Source organism: Kitasatospora sp. NPDC051914, assembly GCF_040680995.1.
In the GTDB taxonomy this organism is placed as follows: Bacteria; Actinomycetota; Actinomycetes; order Streptomycetales; family Streptomycetaceae; genus Kitasatospora.
The window spans coordinates 209550-230041 of the sequence record NZ_JBFAXX010000001.1 but is presented as its reverse complement, the minus strand read 5'-3'; the positions used below and the strand labels follow the sequence as shown (position 1 = coordinate 230041).

Annotated in this window: 16 protein-coding genes and 3 pseudogenes; 11 read left to right on the top strand and 8 right to left on the bottom strand. The window is 74.7% G+C overall.

From position 1 onward, the window contains the following. Window positions 1–111: 111 nt before the first annotated feature. The 4 genes and pseudogenes from AB0M03_RS01140 to AB0M03_RS01125 all read left to right on the top strand — a co-directional run. Window positions 112–369, top strand: a pseudogene (locus AB0M03_RS01140) (IS982 family transposase); the annotation flags it as partial. Window positions 370–491: 122 nt separating this feature from the next. Then, window positions 492–965 (top strand): hypothetical protein, encoded by a 474-nt coding sequence (locus AB0M03_RS01135; RefSeq protein ID WP_363486990.1) that lies wholly within the window; start codon window positions 492–494, stop codon window positions 963–965. A 2-nt stretch (window positions 966–967) separates the two neighbouring features. Beyond that, window positions 968–4801: an ATP-binding protein gene (locus AB0M03_RS01130; protein ID WP_363486988.1), complete on the top strand. Its 3834-nt coding sequence runs from the start codon at window positions 968–970 to the stop codon at window positions 4799–4801. 204 nt (window positions 4802–5005) lie between these two features. Continuing rightward, entirely contained in the window at window positions 5006–6037 is a 1032-nt protein-coding gene (locus AB0M03_RS01125) for a tetratricopeptide repeat protein (protein WP_363486986.1), read from the top strand. Here AB0M03_RS01125 and AB0M03_RS01120 read toward each other — a convergent pair. Both AB0M03_RS01120 and AB0M03_RS01115 read right to left on the bottom strand, forming a co-directional pair. Continuing rightward, window positions 6034–6609: a transposase gene (locus AB0M03_RS01120; RefSeq protein WP_363487389.1), complete on the bottom strand. Its 576-nt coding sequence runs from the start codon at window positions 6607–6609 to the stop codon at window positions 6034–6036. The two genes, AB0M03_RS01125 and AB0M03_RS01120, sit on opposite strands and share 4 nt — an antisense overlap. Before the next feature lie 82 nt (window positions 6610–6691). Then, window positions 6692–7054, bottom strand: a pseudogene (locus tag AB0M03_RS01115) (helix-turn-helix domain-containing protein); the annotation flags it as partial. Between the two features lie 187 nt (window positions 7055–7241). Here AB0M03_RS01115 and AB0M03_RS01110 point away from each other — a divergent pair. Further along, window positions 7242–7979 carry a VOC family protein gene (locus tag AB0M03_RS01110; RefSeq protein WP_363486984.1) on the top strand — a complete coding sequence of 246 codons (738 nt, stop codon included), beginning with the start codon at window positions 7242–7244 and terminating at the stop codon, window positions 7977–7979. A gap of 248 nt (window positions 7980–8227) precedes the next feature. On the opposite strand, the gene AB0M03_RS01105 is transcribed toward AB0M03_RS01110, so the two are convergent. Next, on the bottom strand, window positions 8228–8692 hold the full coding sequence (locus AB0M03_RS01105; protein WP_363486982.1) for a DIP1984 family protein: 465 nt from the start codon (window positions 8690–8692) through the stop codon (window positions 8228–8230). A gap of 520 nt (window positions 8693–9212) precedes the next feature. Here AB0M03_RS01105 and AB0M03_RS01100 point away from each other — a divergent pair. Further along, the gene (locus tag AB0M03_RS01100; protein ID WP_363486980.1) at window positions 9213–9974 is read left to right on the top strand and encodes a GNAT family N-acetyltransferase; all 762 of its coding nucleotides are present in this window, start codon (window positions 9213–9215) and stop codon (window positions 9972–9974) included. 73 nt (window positions 9975–10047) lie between these two features. Here the strand turns inward: AB0M03_RS01100 and AB0M03_RS01095 are convergent, their stop codons facing one another. Continuing rightward, entirely contained in the window at window positions 10048–10335 is a 288-nt protein-coding gene (locus AB0M03_RS01095) for a hypothetical protein (RefSeq protein WP_363486978.1), read from the bottom strand. 63 nt (window positions 10336–10398) lie between these two features. Next, window positions 10399–11217, bottom strand: a complete 819-nt coding sequence (locus tag AB0M03_RS01090; RefSeq protein ID WP_363486976.1) for a nucleotidyltransferase domain-containing protein — start codon at window positions 11215–11217, stop codon at window positions 10399–10401. Window positions 11218–11348: 131 nt separating this feature from the next. Here AB0M03_RS01090 and AB0M03_RS01085 point away from each other — a divergent pair, with 131 nt between their 5' ends. Continuing rightward, window positions 11349–11882, top strand: coding sequence for an NUDIX hydrolase family protein (locus AB0M03_RS01085; protein ID WP_363486974.1), 534 nt, complete (start codon window positions 11349–11351; stop codon window positions 11880–11882). 70 nt (window positions 11883–11952) lie between these two features. Here AB0M03_RS01085 and AB0M03_RS01080 read toward each other — a convergent pair whose 3' ends face one another. Both AB0M03_RS01080 and AB0M03_RS01075 read right to left on the bottom strand, forming a co-directional pair. Next, entirely contained in the window at window positions 11953–12693 is a 741-nt protein-coding gene (locus AB0M03_RS01080) for a response regulator transcription factor (RefSeq protein WP_363487387.1), read from the bottom strand. 65 nt (window positions 12694–12758) lie between these two features. Further along, on the bottom strand, window positions 12759–13628 hold the full coding sequence (locus AB0M03_RS01075) for a histidine kinase (protein ID WP_363486972.1): 870 nt from the start codon (window positions 13626–13628) through the stop codon (window positions 12759–12761). A 138-nt stretch (window positions 13629–13766) separates the two neighbouring features. Here AB0M03_RS01075 and AB0M03_RS01070 point away from each other — a divergent pair, with 138 nt between their 5' ends. The 3 genes from AB0M03_RS01070 (at window position 13767) to AB0M03_RS01060 (ending at window position 17514) form a co-directional block, all read left to right on the top strand. Next, entirely contained in the window at window positions 13767–14510 is a 744-nt protein-coding gene (locus tag AB0M03_RS01070; RefSeq protein ID WP_363486970.1) for an ABC transporter ATP-binding protein, read from the top strand. Continuing rightward, complete coding sequence (locus AB0M03_RS01065) at window positions 14507–16816, top strand: ABC transporter permease (RefSeq protein ID WP_363486968.1); 2310 nt, start codon at window positions 14507–14509, stop codon at window positions 16814–16816. Before AB0M03_RS01070 ends, AB0M03_RS01065 begins: the two co-directional genes overlap by 4 nt. A 140-nt stretch (window positions 16817–16956) precedes the next feature. Next, complete coding sequence (locus tag AB0M03_RS01060; RefSeq protein WP_363486966.1) at window positions 16957–17514, top strand: NUDIX domain-containing protein; 558 nt, start codon at window positions 16957–16959, stop codon at window positions 17512–17514. A 118-nt stretch (window positions 17515–17632) separates the two neighbouring features. Here AB0M03_RS01060 and AB0M03_RS01055 read toward each other — a convergent pair whose 3' ends face one another. Continuing rightward, window positions 17633–18994 carry a CapA family protein gene (locus AB0M03_RS01055; RefSeq protein ID WP_363486964.1) on the bottom strand — a complete coding sequence of 454 codons (1362 nt, stop codon included), beginning with the start codon at window positions 18992–18994 and terminating at the stop codon, window positions 17633–17635. Between the two features lie 675 nt (window positions 18995–19669). On the opposite strand from AB0M03_RS01055, the pseudogene AB0M03_RS01050 reads away from it, so the two are divergent. After that, window positions 19670–20485 (top strand): annotated as a pseudogene (locus tag AB0M03_RS01050) (DUF899 family protein). Window positions 20486–20492: the final 7 nt, after the last annotated feature.

The following is a 20492-nucleotide window of genomic DNA, read 5'->3' as shown; positions in this document are numbered from 1 at the left end:
GAACCCTTCACGTCACCGCCGCATTGCAGCACAGAGTGCCAGGTGGGGGCACCGGCACGAAACCCGGGTGAGCAGTAGGGGGCACGCCCTGGATGAATGAGTCCGATGGGGGGGTTCCGCCTCCACCCGGTCACCACCGCCGAGGGCACACCCGTCACCTGGTGCCCGGCCAACCCGGAACCCGGAGAGCGCGAGGTGATGGCCGCGCTACCGGAACGCGACCACCACCTCGTTCGCGCAGGACAGGTGATCCTCGCCGACAAGGGTTTCGCCCGCACCGGACAACGACTCCTCGCCCCCGCCGCCGGCATCCGGTACGACTGGACCACCGGCGCCGAGATCAAACGATCCCTGATCGCCTACGACCACCGAGAACATCGAAATCATTCATCCGGGCGGGACCGGCGCGGCCCGGCCCGGGCTAACCTGGTTCGGTACGGGCGGAGTTGGGTCTCTCGGGGCCGCCCGCCACATCGGAGTCGGGAGGACGGATGTTGGCCGAGTCACTGACGGCGCTCGCCGGCGCGGGGGCCAGCGCGCTGATCGGAGCCATGGCCACCGACCTGTGGCAGGGCACCCGCGGCGGGGTCGTCCGGCTCTTCGGGCGGGGCGGCGAGGCCCGCGGGGAGGCGATCGGCGCGCAGCTCGACGAGGACGCCGTCCTCGTCGGCCGCGCCGAGCCGGCCGGCGCGGACGAGATCCGGGCCGAGCTGCTGCCCGTATGGCGTCGGCGGCTGCTCCTGCTGCTGGAGGAACACCCCGACTCCGAGAGCGAGTTACGGGAACTCGTCGCCCGCGTACAGGACGGCCTGCCCGCCGAACGCCAGGTGTGGACGCAGTCGAACACCGCCCGCGACCATGGCACCCTCTTCGCCGTGCAGGGCGGCAGCCTGCACTACCACCAGGCGGCCGAGAGGCAGGTGCCACCGCCCGCCGACGAAGACGGCGCGGACGGGACCGGCTGACCGTGGACCTCCCCGACGAGGTCCACCAGCAGGTCCGCGCCGTCGCCGGCTTCGCCTACGGCGCGGTCGGCGCCGACATCCACGTCTTCGGCGACGGCACCCCCGTCTACCTGCTGTACGCCCGCGACACCCACGGCGCCGCCGACGGCCTGCGACGGGACTCCGCCTGGCTGCGCGCCCAGCCCAGCAGGATGCTCGACGCCCGCAGCGAGATCGTGGAGTTCACCGGCCGCGAGGCGGAGCTGGGCCGGCTCCGCGCGTGGCGCGACCAGCCCGCGCGGGCGGCCGTGCGGTGGCTGCACGGACCCGGCGGCGCCGGCAAGTCCCGCCTCGCGGCCCGCTTCGCCGCCGAATGCGCCGACGCCGGCTGGCTCGTCGTCGACGCCGTGCACGGCACCGACACCCACCCGCCCGCCGAGGGCAGCCAGGACCTGCGCACCGACCACCGCGCCGGGGTGCTGATCCTCGTCGACTACGCCGACCGCTGGCCGGACGCCCACCTCGCCTGGCTCTTCCACAACGGCCTCCTGCGCGGCGAACTCCCCGCGCGGGTCCTGCTCATCGCCCGCTCCGTGCGGCCCTGGCCCGCCCTGCGCGCCCAGCTCGGCCGCCGACGGCGCCCCACCGACCTCTCCGACCAGCCGCTGGACCCGCTGGCCGACTCCGGCCGGCAGGGGGAGCGCGCCCGGATGTTCGAGGCCGCCTGCCGGGGCTTCGCCGCCCACTACCCGGACCCCGGCGCCCTCGAAGCCCTCCGCCCGCCCCACGAGGATCTCGCCCGCCCCGACTTCGGGCTGACCCTCGCCGTCCACATGGCCGCGCTCACCGCCGTCGACGCCCGCGCCGCCGGCCGGGAACCACCCGAGGACTTCGCCGGGATGACCGCCTATCTCCTCGACCGCGAGCACGAGAACTGGCGCCGCCCCGACGCGCGCGCCCCGGGCGCCCCGGTCGCGGACGCCGCCGCCGACGACCGCCGCGGCCTCGACCTCGCCCGTACCGTCTTCACCGCCGTCCTCACCGGCCCGATGCGCCGCGACGCCGCCCGCCCCCTGCTGGACCGCCTCCTGTTACGGACCCCGGCCGACCACGCGCTGACCGCCCACGCCGTGCACTACCCGCCCACCGACCCGGCGGCCGACCACGTACTCGAACCGCTGCTCCCCGACCGGCTCGCCGAGGACTACCTCGCCCTCACCCTCCCCGGGAGCCCCGTCACCGGATACCCGACCGACCTGTGGTCGGTCACCGGCACCACCCGCATCCTCCAACGCGACGGAGGAGCCGCACCCCCCTGGACCCCCCGCGCCCTCACCTTCCTCATCGCCGCCGCCGAACGCTGGCCGCACGTCGGCCCCGCCGTCCTCTTCCCGCTGCTGCGCCGCGACCCCGCCCTCGCCGTCCGGGGCGGCGGCGCCGTCCTGGCCGCGCTCGCCGCCCTCGACTCCGTGGACCTCGACGTCCTGGAGGCCGTCGAGCCGCTGGTGTCCTCGCGCGACGTACGGCTGGAGACCGGCACCGCAGTCCTGGCCTCGCGCCTCGCCACCCACCGCCTCGAAGGGGCCACCGACCCCACGGAACGGGCCCGGCTCTTACCGGACTTGGTCGCCGCCCACCTCAAGGCGGACCGCAGGAGCGACGCGCTGGCGCTCATGGAGGAGGTCGTACGGCTCACCCGGGAGGCCGCCCGACAGGATCCGGTACACCGGCCCGACTACGCCGAAGCCCTCCTCAACCTGGGCGGCCTCTTCATCGAGGAAATCGACTCCGAGCGCCAGGTCGAACTCCTCCGCGAGGCCATCGGGCTACTGGAGCAGGACACGGTGGACGACGAGGTCCTGGGCTCCCTGGCCCAGGCGCACACCCGGCTCGCCTTCGCGCTCCGGCAGACCGGGGCCGCGGCGGCCGCACACGCGTCCGTGGCCGAGGCACAGCGGCTCTTCGGGGAGATCCTGGACCGCGACCCCGTGCTGTACCTGGCCCTGGCGACGGACATGAACCACCTGGAGATGGTGAACGGCTACCTGCTGGCCGAGTCCGGGCGCTCGGCGGAGGCCGCCGAGGGCGCCGGCCGGATGGTGGAGTTCCTGATCCAGATGGCGGGCCTCCACCCGGCCGGCCACGGGGAGGAGCTCGCGGACGGCCTGTACACCCAGAGCCTGCACCTGTGGGACGCCGGGCGGCACGCCGAATCCGTCGACGCGCTCCTGAAATCCATCCGCCTCTACCGCCAACTCGCCGAGGTGGGCCCCCGCTTCCAGGACCTCCTCGCCGCCCGTCTCGACGACGCCGCGGCCAAGCTCATCTCCCTGGAGCGGCACACCCGGGCCACCGCGATCGTCGAGGAGAGCCTCGCCCTGCACCGGGAGCGCCTCGCCCGCCTTCCCGACACCGCCGACGGCCGGGACGCCGCCGAAGCCGAACGCCGTGCCATCGGCACCGCGCTGCTCTACCTACGGGAACGGCGCGGCGCCGACCGCCTGGCCTGGGGAGCGCCGGCCGAGATCGACGCGGCGGCCGAGCGACTCGTACGGGCCGCCGACCCGGTGGGGCTCTGGAGCCTCATGCGAGCGGTCCCCGTCACCGACGCGCTGCGGATCGCCCACCGCCACCCGGCCGAGCACTGGGCCCCGCCCGAGGACCCCCGTGGTCTGGTCGCCCGGCTCACCTCGCGGCGCCACCGGCCGCGGGCCGCCGAGCGCACGGCCCGCGCCGCCGCCGAGTCGGCCGTGTGGCGGCTGCCCGACCTCGGGGGCTTGGGGATGGTCGGCCTGTCGGGGGCCGGCCTGCTCTCCTTCGCCCCCGGAGGGCCGGGGCGGGCACCGGTCATGGTCCGGGAGGCGTACCTGCCCGGCGGGGCGCACCCCGACGGCGTGTTCACCACGCGCATCGACGTGTACGACCTCCGCTCCCGCTCCGTGCTCTGGTCCGCCGACCACCCCCGCAGGACCGGCTCCGCCGCCGTGACCTGCCTGGGCGACGACGCGGTCGTCGCCCTGCGCACGCAGCCGTACCGGGCGGAACCGGAACTCGTCCTCCACGGGCCGTACGGGGCGGAGGTTCTCGCGCACGGCCGAGCCCTCAACGGGGCCCGGATCTTCGCCACTTCGCACGTCTTCGTCGTCCTGCTGCGGGGCACGACGGCTGCCCTGATCGGCACGCACGACGGTCGGCTGGAGCAGGTCGACCTGTACGACGACCTCGGTCTGGAGCACGTCACCGCCCACGCCGTCGACCCCTCCGGCGAGCGGCTCCTGTTGGCGGACCGGCGCCGCGTGCTCCTCACCGACGCCGCCCTGGAGCCGCTGTCGGCCGACGGCTGGTGGGGGGTGCCCGAGCAGCACGGCACGGTCGAGTCCGCGGTGTTCCTGTCCCCCGAGGAGTTCGTCACCGCCGCGTCGACCGGCGGCGTCTACCTGTTCCAGCAGGAGTCCGACCGGATCGCGGTGACCGCCTGGCACGTCGGGCCGCCGCTGGAGGACCTGATCGCCGTCCCCGGATGGCGCGTCGTCGGCGGCCGGTCCCGCGGCGGGGCGAGGACGCACTTCCACGACTCGATCACCCTCGCCCCGGTACCGGCGCCGCGCCTGCTCGCGGGGGCGTCGCGCGAGGACCCGCCGCGCCTGCTGGCCGCCCCGCCCGGTGGCCGCCACGTGGTCCACGGCTCGGCCGTGCACGACCTCGGCGACCCGCTCTCCTTCGTGGGCAGGCCGCTAGCCTCGCTCACCCCGGCAGACCGGAAACTCCTCGGCGCCTACCTCGACCGGGGGAGGGCGCCGTCGGCCGCAGTCCGGGAACTGCTGGAGCTCGTACGGGACCTCGGGTCCCCCATGTGACCGCCACCGAGGCAGGGAGAGTGACCGCGAATGTTCCGCAGGAAACGCACCAAGGGCACCCCGCCGGACCCCGGAAGGCCGACGCACCCCGAGCACCCTGACCACTCAGAACAGCCACCGAACCCGCCGCCGGAGTCCGGCAGTCCGGAAGACCCCCTCGACCTCCGGCTGGGCGAGCACGGCGAGGGGCCGACGCACCTCAGCATGGACACCACCCTGCGCATGCGCGACAACCTGCTCGACGCGGAACGGAGGCTGGGCCCGGGCCACCCCGAGGTCCTGGGGCTGCGCCACGACTACGCCTTCTTCCTGTGCGTCTGGTCGGCCGCCGCCCCGCCCGGAGACACGCGCATGCAGGACCGGGCGATCCCCCTATTCCTGGTCAACCTGGACCACCAGACGGCGACCCTGGGCCCGTACGCCCGCGACACCCTGCTGACCCTGGACGGGATCGGAAGCGCCCACCTCTCGGCGGGACGCCCGACCGAGGCCCTCCCGTACCTGCAACGGGCCCTGGAGGGCAGCGAACTCGGCCCCGACCGCGGCGAGGAGCGGATCCTCGACCGCCGCGAGAAGCTGTCGGACGCCTACGCGGCGGCGGGCGACACCGACCGGGCGATCGCCCTGCTGGAGGAGACCGTGGCCGGCAGCAGGCGCCTCCTGCCGCCGGGCGGCGAACGGCTGGAGGCCCGCAAGCAGAAACTGTTCTCCGCCTACCACAAGGCGGGCCGGCCCGAGGCCACGGCGCTGTGCCGGGAGATCCTCGCCGACAAGGAGCGCTTCTACGGCCCGGACCACCTCAACACCTACATCTGGGTGGACAACCTGGCCCACCTCCTCCACGACGCCCGTGACCTCGACGGGGCCATCGCCTGCTACGAACGGGTCGTCCGCGGCTTCGAGCAGATCCACGGAGCCGACAGCGACGCGATCTCCTACCGCTACCACAACCTCGCGATCGCCCACCTGGAAGCCGGCCGCCCGGAGGTGGCCCTGCCGTACCTGAAGGCGTCCCTCGCCGCGCGCGAACACAGCCGGGGCCTCGACGACCCGGGGACCCTGGACGCCCTGATCTCCCTCATCTCCGGCTACGACCAGGCCGGGCGGCTCGCCGAGGCGATCGCGGCGACCGAACGGCTGATCGCGGACCTGGTGCGCGTCGGCGGCCCCCAGCACCCCAAGCTCCCCGAGGTGTACGCCTATCTGGCTGAACTCAGGCGCGCCGGTCCTGCCTAAGCGGTCTTGCGTAAGTTGGCTTCCGTTGTTCGGAGTTGAGCGTTCCGGTGCGCGAGGGCCTGGTCGACGGTTGCCTGGAGTTCTTGGATCCACGGGTAGGCGCGGATCGGGATGTCTTCGTGCTTCACCGATCGCCACACGCGTTCGATCCTGTTCAGCTCCGGGCTGTAGGGCGGCAGGTAGTAGAGGGTGACGCCGTGGCCTCCAGGAGCGGTCGTGCGCTTTTGACGACCCGGCTGACGTGCGCGGATGCATTGTCCAGCACCACGGTGCGCGACCTCGGGATGTGACCGAACGGCGGGCCGGGCCGGGAGGGTGTCCCGGCCTGCGGGCAGGTCGGCGATATGGGTGCACAGGAAGTCGAGCAGCACGTCGGCGGTGATCTTGCCGGTGGTGGTACGGAACACCAGCTGTGGGTCGGGGCCGTCGATGCGCAGGGCGCCGAGGGCATTGACCCGTCGGCCGCAGGTGCCTTCCTGCAGGACGAGGGCGCGGGTGCCCCGGCGGGCCCAGGTGTACCCGGTCGGGAGGGTCGGGGCGAAGCCGGCCTCGTCGGGGTAGTAGAGCTCGATGTCGCCGGCTTCGGCCCCCAGCCGTACAGCCGCAGGCCCTCCAGCGGGTCCCTCGCGGACCGCTGGGGGCCTCGTCGGCCTTGTGCCGCACGGTGGTGCGGGTCCGTTTGTAGCGGAAGCCGTCCCGTTTGAGCAGCACGGACAGCCGCGCGGAGTGGATGCGCACGCCGCGCCCGCGCTCCAGCCACGCCGCCATTCTGGGCGGCGTCCAGGATGGGCCCCCGTTCTCGGCGCACTCCCCCAGCATGCTCTCCAGCGCGTCCAGGTCGGCCCGAGTGATCTTCGGCGGCCGACCGCTGCGGGGCGCGTCCGCCGGCGCCGACAGCCCGCCGGCGTCGTACCGGCGAAGCGCTCCCCGCACCGTGGCAGGGTGCACCGTCACGATGCCCGCGATCTCCGTTGCCGTCCGCCCTTGGCCGGCCGGCCGGACGCACTCGGCCCTCATCCGCGTGTGCGGCGCCAGATCCCGGCGCCGCAGCAGTTCCTCCACGCCACTCTTCTGATCCGGCATAAGCTCAAGCACCAGCAGTCTCGGCACGGCAGCCCCCCACCAGCCGATATGCCCTCACCGCGGCCGACTTGCGCAAGACCGCTTAGCATCACAGCAGGTCGCCGCAGGCGGCGGGCAGGGGATGGAGGCAGGCGTGATCCGGTGGGTGCATGCGTTCGTGGACCGGCCGCGGGCGCGGTTCGGGGAGGCCGCGGAGTTCTGGACGGCGGTCACCGGGACTGCGCTGTCCGCGCGGCGGGGTGCGGTGGACGAGTTCGCCACGCTGGTGCCGGACGGCGCGGCGGAGGCCTGCGTCAAGCTGCAGGGCGTCGCGGAGGGCGGGGGCGGGGTGCACCTCGACCTGGCCGTGGAGGACGTCCGGGCGCTGGCCGGGCGGGCGGTGGAGCTGGGTGCAGCGGTGGTCGCGGACCACGGCGAGTACGTGGTGCTCGCCTCCCCCGCCGGTGTGCCGATCTGCGCGGTGCCGTGGCACGGCGAGTCGCGGCGGCCGGAGGTCTTCGAGGGCACCCGGCTCGACCAGGTGGCGCTCGACGTCACGGCGGACGCCTACGAGGCGGAGGCGGAGTTCTGGGGCGGGCTGACCGGCTGGCCCGTGCTGAGCGGCTCCCGCCCGGAGTTCCGGGTGGTGAAGGCGCCGGCGGAGCTCCCGATCCGGATCCTGCTGCACCGGCTGGACGTGTCCCGGCCCGCCGGCGCCCACCCGGACCTCGCCTGCGCGGATCGCTCCGCGACACGGGCCGCCCACGAGGAGCTCGGCGCGGTGACGGTCGCCGAACACCCGCACTGGACGGTGATGCGCGACCCTTCCGACGGTCTCTACTGCCTCACCGCCCGCAACCCGGACACGGGCACGCTGTGACGGCTGCCGGGGTGGTGCCGGCGGTGTGGAGGCGCCCCGAGCCCGCCCTCGGCGTTCCGGATCTGCACGTGGTTGTGTGCTGTGTGCTGTGCACCGTCTCGTGTTCGCGTTGCTGGGCTGCCTCGTCATCGGGGAGTCGAACCCCTGCGCTGCCCTCCGCGCACCACGAGTGGGCCGGATGAACCGCCGGCCCTCGGCTTGTGCACGCCTCCGTGAACGCCTACCTGCTCCTCCACACCGCCGAGTCGTCAGTCCAGCAGGTCGACCTCCCAGTTCGCACGCTGGATGCGTACGTCGACCTCCCGGATCTCGCGTGCCAGGGCGTCTGCCCGGCTGCGGAGTTCGGCCACCGGCAGGGCCGAGAGCATCCGCAGCTCGGAGCGCAGCTGCCGCGCGGCACCGTACTGCCCGGCGGCCGCGTCGGCCGCGGCCGTGACCACGGAGTGGCGCAGCCGCAGCACGTCCCGGCGGGCGAGTGCGTCGGTGAGGGTGCCGCCGCCGTCGAGCGCGGCAGCGGCGTTGGTCCGGTTGATCCGGCGGACGAGCGACTCCAGGTCGTCCAGGACCGCGGCGGACTCCGCCAGCAGCTGTCCGGCGTCCTCGGCCGGCTCCTCGCCCTCCTGGTAGCGGGCGCTCGCGGCGATCCGGGTGCGCAGCTGCTCCACCCGGCGCACTGCGTCCGCCCGCAGCGCCAGCGCCTCGGCAAGCTTCATCGTCCGCACCTCCTTGTTCGATGTCCGCACGGAGTATGTCAGCGCACGGACCGGCGGCGCACCGGCATTTCTTCCCAGGTCAGCCGCGGAAGCAGTGGTGCACGCACCGGCCGGCGGTGTGGCCTGCCCGGTGCTTCCCGGCGGTGCCCCGGCCCGGCCGACCACCCGGTACCCGTTGCCCGAAAGCCTGTTGCGCACCTGCCACTCGCCGTGGCAGTGTGGGCCCGCGCTCCGAAAGGGAGTGCACACGCACTCTTACCGAGGGATTGAAGTCCATGGTCTCGGCGTCCCCCAGCGGCCGCCGTCGGCACTGAGCGGTCTGCGCTTCCGCGCACCCTCACTGCCTGGCACGTCACCTCACGGCGGCCCCACGCGCGGTGCCACGCACCGCATCTGCCGTTGCCCTGCGCGGCGACGGTACCGGCCCGAGGCCGGGCCGACACCATGCGCGGCCACCCGTCCCGCCCTGTGCGGCGGGCGCACGCGCCCACCCTTGTCATGACGTGAGGTCATCATCACCGTGGACACCCCTGTCCAGAGCTTTGCCGTCGCCAACCTCCGCCGCCGTCCCGTGGTCGTCGAGGCCGGGGGCTTCGTCGTGGGGTTCGACCCCGACACCACCAGCCCGTACATCAACTACGCCACCCCGCTGCTCGGCGCGGCGCCGACCGGCTCCGACGTCGCCGCCCTGGTGGCCGCCTTCCGCGAGCGCGGCCTCAAGCCGCGGCTGGAGTTCGCCCCCGACGGCGCCCCCGCCGTGGAACCCGCCCTGCGCGCCGCCGGCTTCACCGTCGAAGCGGTGCACGAGTACCTGGTCTGCACGCCCGGCTCCCTGAGGATGCCGCAGGCCGACGGTGCGTCCGGGCCGGTGGTGGAGACGCCCGACAGCGACGCGGACTACTCGGCCGTCGACGCCGCACTGGCCGAGGCCTTCTCCGGCGAGTTCGCCTCCTCCCCCGAGGGGGCCAACCGCCTTCGCAGGAACCAGGAGAGCGGCGGCGCCGTCCGGTTCGTCCGCGCCCCCGACGGCAGCTGCGCGGGCGGTGCCACCTGCTCCGCCCCCGCCGTCGGCACCTCGGAGCTGGCCGGTGTCGGCACCCGCCCCGCCTTCCGCGGCCGCGGCATCGCAGCGGCCGTCACCGCCGCACTGGCCGAGGCCATGTTCCACAAGGGCGCGGACTCCGTCTGGCTGGAGTACTCCGGCGACGGCTCCCGCCGCGTCTACGAGCGCATCGGCTTCCACCCCCAGGGCACCCGCCTCTACATGTCCCTGGAGTCCTGACCCCGGCCCGTCGGCCCGCCCTTCCGGGGGCGGGCCGGGGCCACCCGCTGCTCCGGACGACGAGCCCGCCCGCTCAGAACCCCATGAGGACGTCCCTGAGCAGCCGCCAGGCCTTCTGCCTGCGCGAGGCGGTGGCCCGCCACTGCTGTTCGGTCTCCACGCCGGCCCGGGTCACGGCGCAGGCCGGGCTGGTGGTCCGTACGATCTCCAGCCGGTGCGACGCCCCGATCAGCCACCCCAGATGGAGGTGGCCGATCCCGAGGTGGTCGGCCGCTTCCTGCTCGGTCATCCACGGGCCGCCGGCCGGCAACCGGTTGACGGGGTACGGGATCTGAGGGAGACGGTCTCGGTGGGTGCGCAACGGGACTCCTTCCGCGCGGCGCCGCGACACTGCCCCGGCGACTGCCGACCCTACCTGCCCGGGTCACGGCCCCGCGGGGCGGGCCGCTTCGTCGACGACTTCCCGTACCCAACGCAGGAAGGTCCGGACCTCGGGGGCGGGCAGGGCTGCTGCTGCGGTGCGGGGGCGTTCGAAGCTGTGCAGGGCGGCCGCCACGAGCGGGCCGAAGCGCTGCTCGGTGGCGGCGATCTCGCGGGCCGCCGTGCGCTTGGCCGTCCAGCGGCCGGTGCGGCAGTAGACCACCGAGCGGCAGCCGTTGAGGACGCGGTTGTCCGCGAGGTGCCCCTCCCCCTCGGTGTGTTCCCGGACGGAGGCGGCGATCGCGGCCAGCACCCGGGCGCGGTCCGGCGCGGCGACCACCCGCTCCGCGGGGCTGCCGTACAGGACCAGCCCGGCCCGGTGGGCGACGGCGCGGTCGATCACGTACCAGAAGGCCGGGGACTGCGCCGGGTCGAAGGAGGCCCGGTCGGGCAGCTGCGGGCCGGTGTTGAGGTCCAGCAGGTAGCCCGCCGTGCCGGAGGGACGGCTCACCGCGTCGGTGCCGTACACCACCAGTTCCAGGCCGGCCGCGGGGCAGAACAGCCGCGGGTGGGCGAGTTCCTCGGCGAGTTCGTGCAGGGCGGCCCCGGGCAGGGACGGCTCCACGACCACCATGACGTCGACGTCGCTGCGCCCGTGCCGGTAGTCCCCGAGGGCGACGGAGCCCACGGCGAGGACACTCACCAGGCGGTCGCCGCAGGCGGCGTGCGTCCGCCGGACGAGCTCCTCCAGGTACGGGCGCAGTTCGGCGGGGACGGGGCGCTGCGACGGGCCGGGGCGCGGGTCCTCGGGAGTACCGGTCATGGGGCCAGTCTCCACGGCGGCGGCGCACCGGACGGCCCGGGGCGGCCGGCGGCGGGCCGCCGAGGTGAGAAACAGGCGGACGCTCCCGGCGGACGCTGCGGTTCACCTCCTGCGGAACGTACGATCAGCCAATGTCTGACATGACGGAAACCACGCCGGGCTGGCTTGCCCCGGACGAGCTGGAGTCGGCCCGCGCGAGGATGCCGATCCTGTATGTCGAGGCCGTGCCCGTGCGGGTCGACGCCACCGGCGAGGTCACCCAGATCGGCCTGCTGCTGCGGATCGGCCCGGACGGGACGGTCAGCCGTACCGTCGTCTCCGGCCGGGTGATGTACCACGAACGCGTGCGCGACGCGCTGCTGCGGCACCTGGAGAAGGACCTCGGGCCGGTGGCACTGCCTCAGATCCCGCCCTCGCTGCAGCCGTTCACCGTGGCGGAGTACTTCCCCACCCAGGGCGTCACCTCCTTCTACGACCCGCGGCAGCACGCCGTGTCCCTGGCGTACGTGGTGCCGGTGGCGGGCGACTGCAGACCCCGGCAGGACGCGCTCGACCTGGTCTGGTTCACCCCGCAGGAGGCGGCCTCGCCGCAGGTGCAGCAGGAGATGCCGGGCGGGCAGGGCATCCTGGTGAAGCGGGCGCTGGCCCACCTCGGCCTCGCCTGATCCCGCTCCGGCGGTGCCGGTGATCCGCACGCGGACGGCGGGGACGACGGGGACGGTGTCCGTCAGGATGTCAGCCCCCTGCCGGCCCCGCCGGACCGGTACCGGGCACACCGGGCACACCGGACGCGCCGGGTTCACCGGGTGAGACGAGGCCGGTCTCGTAGGCCAGGATGACGGCCTGGGCGCGGTCGCGCAGGCCCGACTTGGCGAAGATGCGGGCCACATGGGTCTTCACGGTGGATTCGCTGAGGGTCAGCCGGTCGGCGAGTTCGGCGTTGGAGTACCCGCGGCCGACCAGGGTCAGCACCTCGCGCTCACGGGGCGTCAGCGGCTCCAGGCTGCGGTCGGCCTGCCCCGGCCGCCGGTCGGCGGCCCGTCCGTCACCCGTCGCCGGCCCGGGTGCGCCGGAGGCGAAGCGCTCGACCAGGCGGCGGGTGATGGACGGGGCGAGCAGGGCGTCCCCGGTGTCGACCAGGCGCACCGCGGCGGCGAGGTGGGCCGAGGTGACGTCCTTGAGGAGGAAGCCGCTGGCCCCGGCCTCCAGGGCGGCGTAGACGTAGTGGTCGAGGTCGAAGGTGGTCAGCATGACCACCCGGCACTGCGGGGCCTGCGCGATGATCCGCCGGGCGGCCTCCAGGCCGTCCGTCACGGGCATCCGGATGTCCAGGAGGGCGACGTCCGGCCGGTGCCGGAGGACGGCGGCGACCGCCTCGGCGCCGTCCGAGGCCTCGCCGACGACGTCGATGCCCCGGGCGGTGAGGATCATCCGGAAGCCGGTGCGGACGAGCTCCTGGTCGTCGGCGATCACCACCCGCGGCCGGGTCGCAGCGGGCGCCCCGGCCTCCCCGGCCCGGCCGTCCCCGGCCGGCGGGCCGGTCAGCACGGCCGGTCCAGCGGGATCCTGGCGCGGACCCGGTAGCCGCCGCCGAGGCGCCGCCGGGCGTCCAGGTCGCCGCCGTACACGGCGACGCGCTCGCGCAGCCCGACCAGCCCGCGCCCTGCGCCGACGGCACCGGGCCGGGGCGCCGTGCCCTCGCCGGACAGCACGCTCGGCCCGCTGTTGAGCACCTCGACCCGCAGGCTGTGGTCCGCGTACCGCACCGTCACCTCGGCCCTCCCCCCGTCGCCGTGCTTGAGTGCATTGGTCAGCGCCTCCTGGATGATCCGGTACGCCGTGACGTCGATCCCGGCCGGCAGCGGCCGCACCTCGCCGGAGATCCGCACCTCCACCGGCAGGCCGGCGAAGCAGATCCGGTCGATCAGCGGGCCGAGCCGGCTCAGGCTCGGCTGCGGCGACCGGTCGGTGTCCGCCGCGCCGTGGGCGCCGCGGGCCGCCCCGGCGCCGTACGGCTCGTCCGATCCGTCCTGGGCGGGTGCGAGCAGGCCCAGCAGGTGGCGGAGCTCGGTCATGGTGTCGCGCCCGGCGGCCTCGACGGCGCCCATCGCGGTCGCGGCCTCCTGCGGCATGGTGGCCAGCACCTCGCGGGCGGCCCCGGCCTGAATGACCATCAGGCTCACGTTGTGGCTGACGATGTCGTGCAGCTCCGCGGCGATCCTCGCCCGCTCCGCGTCGACCGCCGCCAGTGCCGCGCTCTCCCGCTCCCGCTCGAGCAGCCAGCCGCGCTCGCCGACGGCCGCCCGGTACTTCCGCCGCGCCCCGGCCAGCGCCACGCCCAGCCAGGCCGCGACGATGCTCACCGCCACCAGGGCGGCCCACGGCAGCAGACCCGTCTCCGATCCCCACACACCGTCAGTCTCCCAGCCGGCCCAGGTGATCCACATCCTCCCCAGGTGCCGCCCCGGTACATCCCCGGTACTACGTGCCCCGACAGTTACATCCGCAGTCCGACGCGGGGACGGCGCCCCTGCTCCTACGTTCGTCCCATGACCACTGACCGACACGGCACCACCGGGCACGACGGCGCTCCGCCGACCGTCGTGGACCTGTCCGGTGTCCACAAGGAGTACGGGGACGCCAAGGCCCTCGACGGCGTCGACCTGCAGATCCGGGCGGGCGAGGCGGTGGCCGTGATGGGCCCCTCGGGCTGCGGCAAGTCCACCCTGCTCAACATGGTCGCCGGGCTGGACCGCCCGACCGCCGGCACCGTCCGCGTGCACGGCCAGGACCTGGGCGCGCTGAACGAGACCGGGCTGGCGCTGTTCCGCCGCCGCAACATCGGCATGATCTTCCAGTTCTTCAACCTGATCGACGACCTGCCCGCGCTGGACAACGTCGCCCTCGCCGCGCAGCTGACCGGCACCCCGGCCCGCCAGGCGCGCCGCCGGGCCGTGGAGCTCCTCGACGAGCTCGGGGTGGCCTCCCGCAAGGACACCTACCCGGCCGCGCTCAGCGGCGGCGAACGCCAGCGGGTCGCCGTCGCCCGGGCACTGATGAACCGTCCGGCGCTGCTGCTCGCCGACGAGCCGACCGGCGCCCTGGACAGCCGCTCCGGCGAGCAGGTGATGGACCTGCTGATCGACCTCAACCAGATCGGGCAGACCCTGCTCATCGTCACGCACGACCCGAAGCTGGCCGCCCGCTGCGCCGGACGCCTGGTGGAGTTCGCCGACGGCCGGGTGGCCCGCGAGAGCGGCATCGACGAGGGCACCCCGGAGCGCACCGCATGAGCGCCGTGTGGCGGGCCTCCCGGGCGGCGGTCGCGCGCCGCCGGCTGCAGACCGCCGTCATCGGCCTGGTCGTGTTCTGCGCCACCACCACCGTCGTGCTGGCGCTGTCGGTGCTCACCGCCGCCTCCGCGCCGTTCGACGCGGCCTTCGACGGGCAGCGCGGCGCCCATGCGGTGGCCGCCTTCGACGCCGCGAGGACCACCCCGGCGCAGCTGGCCGACACGGCCCGGCGGCCGGGCGTCGAGGCCGCGGCCGGGCCGTTCGCGCAGGCCGACCTCGACATGCCGGAGGACTGGCTGGGCCACCCGCCCGGCCGGCTGACGGTGGTCGGCCGGGCCGATCCGGCGGGCCCGGTGGACCGGGTGGAGCTCCTCGCCGGCCGCTGGGCCACCGCCCCCGGCGAGATCGTGGTCAACCAGGGCTTCCGCGGCTCGCCGGCCTCGATGCTGGGCGCCCGGCTCACCCCTTCGGGGGCCCCGCCGCTGGTGGTGGTCGGCTTCGCGAACAGCATGAGCAAGTCGGCCGGGGGGTGGGTCACCCCCGAGCAGGCGGCCGCACTGCACCCGTCCGGCCTGCAGATGCAGTACCGGTTCGACTCCGCCGCGACGGAGGGGAGGGTGCGGGCGGGGCTCGCCGCGGCGACGGCCGGCCTGCCGGAGGGCGCCCTGGAGAGCGCCCGGTCGTACCTGACGCTGAAGTCCGCCTACTCGGCGCTGGCCGACTCCTACCTGCCGTTCATCACGGTCTTCGGCGTGCTCGGCCTGCTGGTGTCCGTCCTGATCGTCGGAAACGTCGTCAGCGGCGCGGTGGTGTCCGGGTACCGGCACATCGGCGTCCTCAAGGCGCTGGGCTTCACCCCGCGCCAGGTCGTCGCCGTGTACCTCGCCATGGTCTCGGTGCCCGCGGTCGTCGGCTGCCTGTTCGGCACCGCACTCGGGTGGGCGCTGTCCGGCCCGGTGCTGCGCGTCACCTTCGCCGGGATCGAGACCGGCACCGCGGCCCTGGAGCCGCCCGCCTGGCTGGTGCCGGCCTGCCCGGTCGCCGTGCCGGCCCTGGTCGCCGTCGCCGCGCTGGTGCCGGCCTCCCGCGCCCACCGGCTGTCCGCGGCCCGGGCGATCGCTGCGGGCAGCGCACCGCGCACCGGCCGCGGTCTGCGGGTCCAGCGGGCCCTGAGCGGCACCCGGCTGCCGCGCGCGGTGAGCCTCGGCCTGGGCCAGCCGTTCGCCCGGCCCGGCCGGACGGCGCTGACCATGTCGGCCATCGTCCTCGGTGTGGTCACCGTGACCCTCACCACCGGTCTGAGCAGCACCATGCTCGCGGCCTCGGCACCCCCGGAGGGCAGCGCCGCGGGGCCGCGGGTCAGGGTGCAGGTCGGCAGCGCCGCCGAGCACCAGCCGGTGCCCGCGCTGGGCGAGAGCGGCTCCGCGGCCCTGCTCCGCTCCACGCCCGGCGCCGCGGCGGTGACCTCGCGGGCGCTCGTCCGGCTCGGCCTGGTCGGCCACGACGAGACCGTGTTCGGCGACTTCTACGACGGGGACGAGGCCGCCCTGGCGCTGCACGTGGTCAAGGGACGCGTGCCGGCCGGGCCGAACGAGGTGATCGCCGGGCCGGCCTTCCTCGACCAGCACGGGCTGAAGCTCGGCGACCGGATCACGCTCGACCTCCGGGGCCGCCGTCTGCCCGTCACCGTCGTCGGCATGCCGCTGGAGGGCAATGCCCGGGCGGTCGGGGCGACCGCCGCCGCACTGGCCGCCCTCACCGCCGAACCGCACGTGGTCGAGTACGACGTGCGGCTCGCCCCCGGCACGGACGCGGCCGCCTACGCCGCCGCCGTGACGGCCGCCGAACCGGGCCTGCGGGCATCGGCGAGCAGCACCGACCCGAACACCGCCACCGCGACCGTGATCGGCTTCTCCACGGTGTTCACCCTCCTGCTGTCCGTGGTGGCCGCGCTCGGCGTCTTCAACACCGTCCTGCTGAACGTCCGGGAGCGCCGCCGGGACCTGGGCATGCTGAAGTCCATCGGCATGACGCCCCGCCAGGTCGTCGCCATGACGGTGACCTCGGTCGCGGGGCTCGGCGCCGTCAGCGGGCTGCTCGGCATCCCGCTCGGCATGCTCGCCCACCGGCTGATCGTCGACCACGTGAAAGTCCTCGTCTTCGCCGAGTCCATGAAGGACGTCTGGCACGCACCGCAGCTGGCCGGCCTGGCCCTGGCCGGCGTGGCGATCGCCGTCCTCGGCGCGCTCGTCCCCGCCCGGTCGGCGGCCCGCCTCACCATCGCGGAGGTCCTCCACAACGAGTAGGGCCGGCCGGTGCGCGCCGGTGCGGTGCTTCCGAACGCCCCCGCGGGTCGGCCCCGGCCGGCCGGCGGCGGGCGTAGCGTCGGGGTCGGAATCGAGGTCGGGCTCAAGGTTCGGCCCGGGCGAGGAGAGGGCGGGCAGGGATGGGCGGCGGCGAGGCGGGGAGCTGGACCAGGATCGACCGGGAGGTGCTGCACTCCGGCCCGTTCATCCGGCTGCTGTCCGACACCGTGCAGGGCCCGTACGCGCCGGCGTTCGGCTACGAGCACATCCAGGTCGCCGACTCCGTGCGGACCGTCGCGCTGGACGACGAACAGCGGCTGCTGGTGGTGGAGGACGACTTCTACCTGACGGGCGGTCGGATGCCGCACCTGCCGGGCGGCGGCACGGAGCCGGGCGAGGAGCCGGAGGAGGCGGCCCGCCGCGAGCTGGAGGAGGAGACCGGTCTCAGGGCGGCGCGGTGGACTCCGCTGGGGCGCATCCACCCGCTGCCGTCGAGCACCGCGGCGGCCACCCATCTCTTCCTGGCGAGCGGGCTGTCGGCGGGCCGGATGGCACGGGACGAGGCCGAGGCCGGTATGACCGTCCACCGCTGCCCGCTCCCGGAGGCCGTCGGCATGGTGGTCTCGGGCGCGATCACCGAGGCGGGCAGCGTCGCCGCGATCCTGCTGGCGAGCCGCGTGCTGTCGGGGACACCGTGACGGTTCGGCCCCACGCGGTGCACGGCGGGTTGCCGGCCGGCCGGCCGCGATCGGCTGCCGGTCCTGCTGCGGGCTCCGGTCCGGTGCGTCCGTCGACGGGTTGTGACCTGCCGGGGCGTCAGCCCCAGACCGGGCCGAGGATGGTGCGGCCCTCGGCGCCCGCCGGGTCGAGGAAGCGGGGCACGCCGCCGGTGCCGATCCGTACCGGGAGGGCCCGGATCGCCTTCAGGACGGTCCCCCAGTGGACGAGTTCGACGACGACGGCCTGCTGGACCTGCTCGGAGAAGGTCATGTCGAAGACGAAGTTGCCCATCCCGTGCACGATCGGCCGGCCCCGGTAGATCTCGATGGGCTGGACCCAGTGCTGGTGGCCGCCGATGACGGCGTCGGCCCCGGCCTCGATCAGGGTGTGGCCGACGGTGTACTGGTCGGCGACCGGGCGGTGGCTGTACTCCCGGCCCCAGTGCGGGACCACCACCAGCACGTCGGCGGAGCCGCGGGCCGCCCGGACGGACTGTGCGACGGCCTCCAGGTCGGCGGGGGCGAGCGGGCCGGTGATCGGCGGCATCCGCAGCCAGACGACCCCGGGCGAGGCCGCCCCGGCCTCGGGCGACTCGCCGACGGCGTTGAAGGCGAGGACGCCGAAGCGCAGGCCGCCCGCCGAGGCCAGTGCGGGCTCCCGCGCCGCCGCGATGTTCTCGCCGGCCCCGGTGGTGGCGAAGCCCTCGCCGCGGGCGATGGCCGCGGTGCGGACCAGCGCCGTGGGGCCGTAGTCGCCGAGGTGATTGTTGCCCAGGGTGAGGATGTCGTAACCGGCCCGGTGCACTCCGGCGAGGGCCCGCGGGTCCGCGCCGAAGGAGTCGCCGCCGTGCGTGGCGCGGCCCTCCTTGGAGAGGGTGCACTCGAGGTTGCCGACCGTCAGGCCGGCGGCGGCCAGCCGGTCCGCGGTCTGCGAGAAGGGGAGCTCCCAGTCGCCGGTGCGCGCCATGCCGGCACCGACCCTCCGGCCGAGCATCACGTCCCCGGTCCACAGGCTGGTCACCACCGGCCCGGGTCCCTCGGCCGCGACCTCGGCCGTGACGGGGTACGAGCCGGGGGCGGTCAGCGGGTCCACTCCGTCGACCGGCACCGCGGCGATGCCGGGGACGAGCGCGTCGGCGGTCACCAGGGCGGCGGTGTTCCGGTCGGCGAGGGCGGCGGCGACGGCGCCGGGGCCGCGGACCACCCGGAACCCCTGCCAGGTATCGGCCCCGCCGGGCTGCACGGCCTCCAGTTCGGCGCGGCTCGCCGCGAGGCCGGGCGAGCGGGACGGGTGGACGGCGAGCGCGACGGGCAGCCGTACGGCGGCCCGCGTCGCGGCGGCCTCCGTGGTGCCCGAGCCGGGTTGCGGTCCCGTCCGTGTCGCGGGGCCGCCGCATGCCGCCAGCACTCCCCCGACACCGCCGACCAGTACGGCGCGGCGGGAGACGCGCGGCGTCATCCGGCGCCCCGAGGGGCACCGGCAGGCGTTCGGGCCACATTCACACGCTACCCTCCGTAGGCGCAGTCCGCCCGCCGCCGCATCACGTTCGCAGCACGTGACATTCAGTAACCGATGTGCCCGCCACGGCACTTGGTTGACCCGGTGAATATAACTTCAAGGAAACCGGTCTCGGCAACAACCAGTTGATCAACTACGTGGCGAGCGCCGACGCGACCGCGGACTACGGCTGCATCAACGGTGGCGAAAACCACCCGCAGGCCTCCAACAAGGAGACGGTCAGCGGACCGGTCACGGCATCGGGCACGTTCGACTCCGGCAAGAACGGAACGGCCTCGGCTAGCCTGACCCTGAGCCCGCCGAGTGCGGGCGACTTCTCGTGCCCGAAGGGCCAGACGCTGGTGCTCGCTGACGTCACCTACACCAATGTCAGCATCCTCGACGACACCAACGATGTCTCGGCAACCATCCCCGGCACCTTCACCAAGGTCTTCTTCACCTTCCGCAAGCAACCCCTGCCGTCCTGCCGTCACGGCGCGCACACCACCGCCGTGACGGCTGCCGTGCGCCCTGCCTCCGACCGGGTCGACACGTGTCCCCTCGAACGGTGCATCAACTGTCCGCACAGAACGGCGTGCGACGCTGCTCGACACACGGGACACCACGGAGGACACCATGACGACCGATCCGAGCGACCCGACCGCCGCGCTGCCCGGCCGCCCGGCCGTGGCCGACCCGGCCGCCTGGCAGGCCGCCCGCGACGAACTCCTGGTCCGCGAGAAGGCCCACACCCGCGAGGGCGACGCCCTCGCCGCGGCCCGCCGCCGGCTGCCGATGGTGGAGTTCGACGGGACGGTCGAGGTCGTCGGACCGGACGGCCCGGTCCCGTTCCTGGACCTGTTCCAGGGCCGCGACGAGCTCGTGGTCCACAAGCACATGTGGTACGACGGCGCGCCGCCCCAGGGGCAGTGCGAGGGCTGCACCACCACCGTCTGACACCTGAAGGACGCCGTCCACCTCAACGCCCGCGGCGTCTCGTTCGCCGTCCTGACCACGGGCCCCTGGGACGAGGTGGCCTCCTACGTCGGGTTCATGGGCTACACCCAGCCCTGGTACTCGGTGCGCGGCGTGGACGAGCCGGTGGGCGGGGAGATGGGGTACCTCGCCTGTTTCCTGCGCGACGGCGACCGCACGTTCCTCACCTACACCACGACGGGCCGCGGCAACGAGCCGGTCAACGGGTCCCTGGCCCTGCTCGACATGACGCCCTACGGCCGCCGCGAGGCGTGGGAGGACAACCCCGAGGGCCGGCCCGAGGCCCCCCAGGTCGGCTCGCCGGTCGGCGGGCACGGCTCGCCGATCAGCTGGTACTGGCGCACGGACGCCGACGGCGTCGCCACCTGGGGCCCGACCAGCCGTCCCGTGCCGCAGTGGACCCGCCCCGGCGCGACCCCCGTGGAGACCCTCGGCCGGCACGGCCACCACCACTGACGCTCCC